This is a genomic window from Allgaiera indica (assembly GCF_900106675.1).
In the GTDB taxonomy this organism is placed as follows: domain Bacteria; phylum Pseudomonadota; class Alphaproteobacteria; order Rhodobacterales; family Rhodobacteraceae; genus Acidimangrovimonas; species Acidimangrovimonas indica.
The window spans coordinates 1-3949 of record NZ_FNOB01000057.1; the positions used below are offsets into that span (position 1 = coordinate 1).

4 protein-coding genes are annotated in these 3949 nt (G+C 62.9%); all 4 read right to left on the bottom strand.

What is annotated here, in order from left to right; all coding sequences use genetic code 11:
• Positions 1-145: 145 nt before the first annotated feature.
• Positions 146-355 (bottom strand): MbcA/ParS/Xre antitoxin family protein, encoded by a 210-nt coding sequence (locus BLV97_RS20420; protein ID WP_051645997.1) that lies wholly within the window; start codon positions 353-355, stop codon positions 146-148.
• 233 nt (positions 356-588) lie between these two features.
• Positions 589-1575: a site-specific integrase gene (locus tag BLV97_RS20425; protein WP_035841443.1), complete on the bottom strand. Its 987-nt coding sequence runs from the start codon at positions 1573-1575 to the stop codon at positions 589-591.
• The gene (locus tag BLV97_RS22070; protein WP_373296468.1) at positions 1533-2183 is read right to left on the bottom strand and encodes a DUF6538 domain-containing protein; all 651 of its coding nucleotides are present in this window, start codon (positions 2181-2183) and stop codon (positions 1533-1535) included. The genes BLV97_RS20425 and BLV97_RS22070 overlap by 43 nt, the downstream gene beginning before the upstream one ends.
• A 259-nt stretch (positions 2184-2442) precedes the next feature.
• Positions 2443-3504 carry a flavin monoamine oxidase family protein gene (locus BLV97_RS20435; protein ID WP_035841447.1) on the bottom strand — a complete coding sequence of 354 codons (1062 nt, stop codon included), beginning with the start codon at positions 3502-3504 and terminating at the stop codon, positions 2443-2445.
• Positions 3505-3949 lie beyond the last annotated feature (445 nt).

Here is a 3949-nt window from a genome sequence, read left to right on the forward strand (position 1 = left end):
AGCCGAGGCAAACTTCTACGCCGCGCTGGAAACTGAAGACATGGCCGCGTAACTAACCGAAATCAGCCTCCGGCAAACCCGGCGCGGTTCACGGGCCTGTCGCGCCGGCGCCTGACGCGGCGCGATTATGGATGCGTTTTGCATTCTACGCATGGACACCGGCATCTACGGCGTCAAAGTAGTCGAGCACGGCTTGGAAATGACCTTGCGCCGCCAGTTGGGCTGCGGTCTTTCCGGCATATCCGGGCAGGGGTTCTGTCAGAAACCACTCGCGGGCGTGGGCCGGGTTGCCGAACCGGCGTATCGCCTGGTCCAGAATCTGCCGTGTCTCTCTACTGAAGTGCGTTGTCGGCAAGGCTTTATCCTCATTGGTCGAAACTCGATACTATTCCCTCTGACCGATCCTGCCAACGTGGCGGGCGGGTTGTGTTTCGCGATCCGCGATCGAACATATCAATCTGAAGCAGTACCCGATTTCGAGCGAGGGAGTTGTCTTTGCGGCAAGGGAGGTCGTGTTGCCCCAACGGTGGCCGACGTCTACGGCGATCGAGCGTCCGGTCGCGTCTGAGGCTGTCGTGAAACGCAGTCTCACCGACTTCCGCCCTGTGTCAGAGGCTTCGGGTAAACGTCGCCCGCGGCCTGGAGATGTTCCCGGATGCGAAACTCGGCATTCGACTCGACACAACCCAGCGGATCACCGAGGTGTTGGACGTCACCGGCCTCGATCAGGATGCGTCGCCGCATGTCGAACCACGTCGCGGCGGGCAGCTGTGCCGTTTCGAGATCCCCTCGAGAAGAAAGAACCAACTGCCAGGGGCGCGGCGCGCCGGTTGCCGCTCGCTTGCCGATGGCAATGTCGAGATACCGGCGCCCGGCCAGGTGCTTTTCGGCTACAATGAGGCCCGGCTGCTGCGGATTTGTTGCCGTGGCGTGAGAGGCCTGCGAAGGGTCGCACAGCACGATCCTACCGGGGGCGAGGTCGACGACATCGCCGGATGAGGTCGGCATCGCGGGGGCAGGCGGCTTCGAAAGGTCGACAGAGCCATGGGCGGTTTCTTTGTCATCACTGGCCGAAGGAGTGGGCTCAGCGAAAATTAGGAGATGCTCTATGGCTTCAACGGCCTCTTCGCTGCCGGGCATGAGGAATTCATGGGAGGTTTGGTATTCCCGCAGCTTCGCGGCGCAATCCGACTTTTTGGCCTCGGGCGCGCTCGCATATTCGCTCGTTGACGGAAGTTTCGCGCCAGCGACTCTGGCTTGGAAAAGAACCTCTTCTGTGTCGGTGTCGAGGATGCGGATTGCCCCGACGCCCCCATTTTCTTGCAGCGCGAGTTCAATGGCCGCCGTCGGCAAGAGTGATCTCGCGCAGCCCGTAATGACGGGGAAGCCGAACCGACGATCATGGCCAATCTGGAGGCCATAGTCGACGCGATCAAGGATCTCCTTGAGTTCCGCCAGCCCGTCGTCGGAATAATGCGCGTCGACAGTCGTACCTTCGAGATGACCGAGGATTCTCTGGCGGACGCCAGTGTCTACGCCAGCGTGCAGCAACTTCGAGGAAAGCGTGCGCCGCATCGCGTAAACATCTTCATTCTCGCACTTGATGTCGAGGGTTCGGTGAGGCCGAATTCGAGGGCCGCGTGGGGCGCGATGGCCTTCGTGGGCGTCCAATTCCTCTGACGCAGGGCGTCCCTGATCTCGGCCTGTTGCGCCTCGAGTGTCGCCAGTCTCGCCTCAGGCAGCTCGGGGGCGGCGGCGGGCGCGTCTTGAGCTTCCAGCATGCCGACGACGGCCCTGCGGACCATCTCGCGCAGGAAAGCACTCACCTGGCCCGGGGAGAGCTGTTTGGTCTCAAGCTCGGCAATCAAATTCCGTTCTCCGATCGAGAGCGCGGCCCGCAGGCTGCAGGCGCGCTCGGTTGCGACAGAGAGGAAATTTGTCCGAAGTGATACCGACAAAAATTCCGGGGCGCCGAGACGTCTCAGGGCCTCCGGCCAACGCCGGCGAAAATGGAAGATCCCGCTTCTGCGGACGAGGTGAAGGCCCCATCTTCGTCCTGCTCCGCCGCGCCGATGTGAAGCGCAATGTGAAGCAGCATGTGAAGCACCGCGACGTGCAGACGGGAGGCTGGCCGATTGATCATCGGCTATCCCATTGGGAGGTATGGATTTTTTCTGGTGCATTGGCTGGGGCGGTAGGATTCTTAGCTAAGTTGTTGAAAATACTTAGAAATATATAACAACATTAGGATATGGTGTCAACTCCGGAGCTGCGGAAATCACTTTGTGATGCAGAGTGCGACTCGGTTCGTGAGGCGCAAGGCGGGTCTCTTCTGAAGCTCACCTTCATCAAGACAATGGCCAAGACGTTCTCGAGCGTCATCCTCGCCTGCCACTTCCAACAAATCTTATGCCGGGCGCACCCCTTCCCGTTCGGTGGGACTCACAGGGTCGGAATTGCGGCCTGAAGCCGCGCCGAGACCGCCTCTGCGGCGGCCAGCGCCCCTTCAAGGTAGCCGCCCATCTCGGGAGCGACCTCGGTCGCGGCGAAATGCAGTCGTCCCTCCCAGAGGCCGGAGAGGCGCGGGGGCAAACCGTAGTCCGGGTGCGTGGACGGAGGTGTCAGATCGTCCTCGGTCGCGGTTTCCGGCTGGAAGGCCCAGTCCTGCAAGGCGGTGCGGATCGGGGTCCGCGCGGCGGGGCCGAACAGGCGGGCAAGTTGGTCGAGTGCGGCCTGCTCGATCTCACCCGCGCGTCCCGCACGATGCGGGGCCGGGGTGCCAAGGAAGCCGAACAGCGCTGCGGGGGTGCCATCGGGCCCCGAGGCATCGTGGATCTCCATCAACGGGCCACAGTGGCTCATTGCATCGCCGGACAGATGCAGATCGCGCCAGAAGGGCCGGTCGTAGGTTGCGACAAACTTGGCCTGGCCGGCCATCCAGGTGGGGATGGCCGTCAGGGCGGTGCGCATGTCGAGGTCGAGGCGGGGATCATAGGTCAGCCCGGCGGCGATCCGGGGCGGCACGGCGAGGACGACATGGTCCGCTTGGCATGACACGCCCCTCGCCAGCACGACACCTCCGGTCCGGCTGATGCTCTCCACCCGCGCAGAAAGGTGCAGGCGATCTGCTGGCAGGGTGGCGGCGAGGGCGTCGACAATGGCCTCCATGCCGCCCGCGATGCGAAAGGAGCCTGCCATCGAAGAGTATCCTGCGCCGCGATGGACTCGCCCTGTTACATCTTCGAGGCAGACGTCGCCTTGCGCGAACTGGGGAAAGACCCGAAGACCCAGTGTGCTGACGAGCGCTGTCATGCGCGGCTGGCCCGGCCAGAACCACGATGGCCCGAGATCGACAGCGCCCTGAGCCGTTTGAAGTGCCGAGATCCGTCCACCAAGACGATCGCGCGCTTCGAACAACTGGAAATCCCTGCCGGCAAGGCTAAGCCGTGCTGCGAGCGAAAGCCCCGCAAGTCCGCCACCGACAATCGCGATATCCGTCTGCATTCTCGTTCCCCGTCACCTTTTGCGGATGGATATAGCGCAGGGCGCCGTTCGGACAGGCTCTGTGTCGCGTAACGGAACAGGCCCACACGGACGCTGCCGACGAAGTCACACGCGCTCCCAGCCAGGAGCTACGGATGAATAGGGCGGAAACCGGCCATTTGCAGGTGCGGTAGCGCTTCTGCAGCATCTGGCGGAAGCGGCCATTCGAGCAAGCATTACCGACAGAACGTCCAGGGACCGACAGTGTGCGCAAGAAGGCGGCACCAGGTGCATGGCGCCTCCGGAAAGGCCCGAGGCTACGGTGCGGCCTTCGACGAAAGCCACCGCAACACGGCTTCGGTCGCCGGATGGCGATTGGACCGGCGTTGCGCCAGCAGAAAAAAGTCCTGTTTCCCATCGAATGTCTCGGGGATGACCTGCGCCAGAGTGCCGGCGGCGAGGTCGC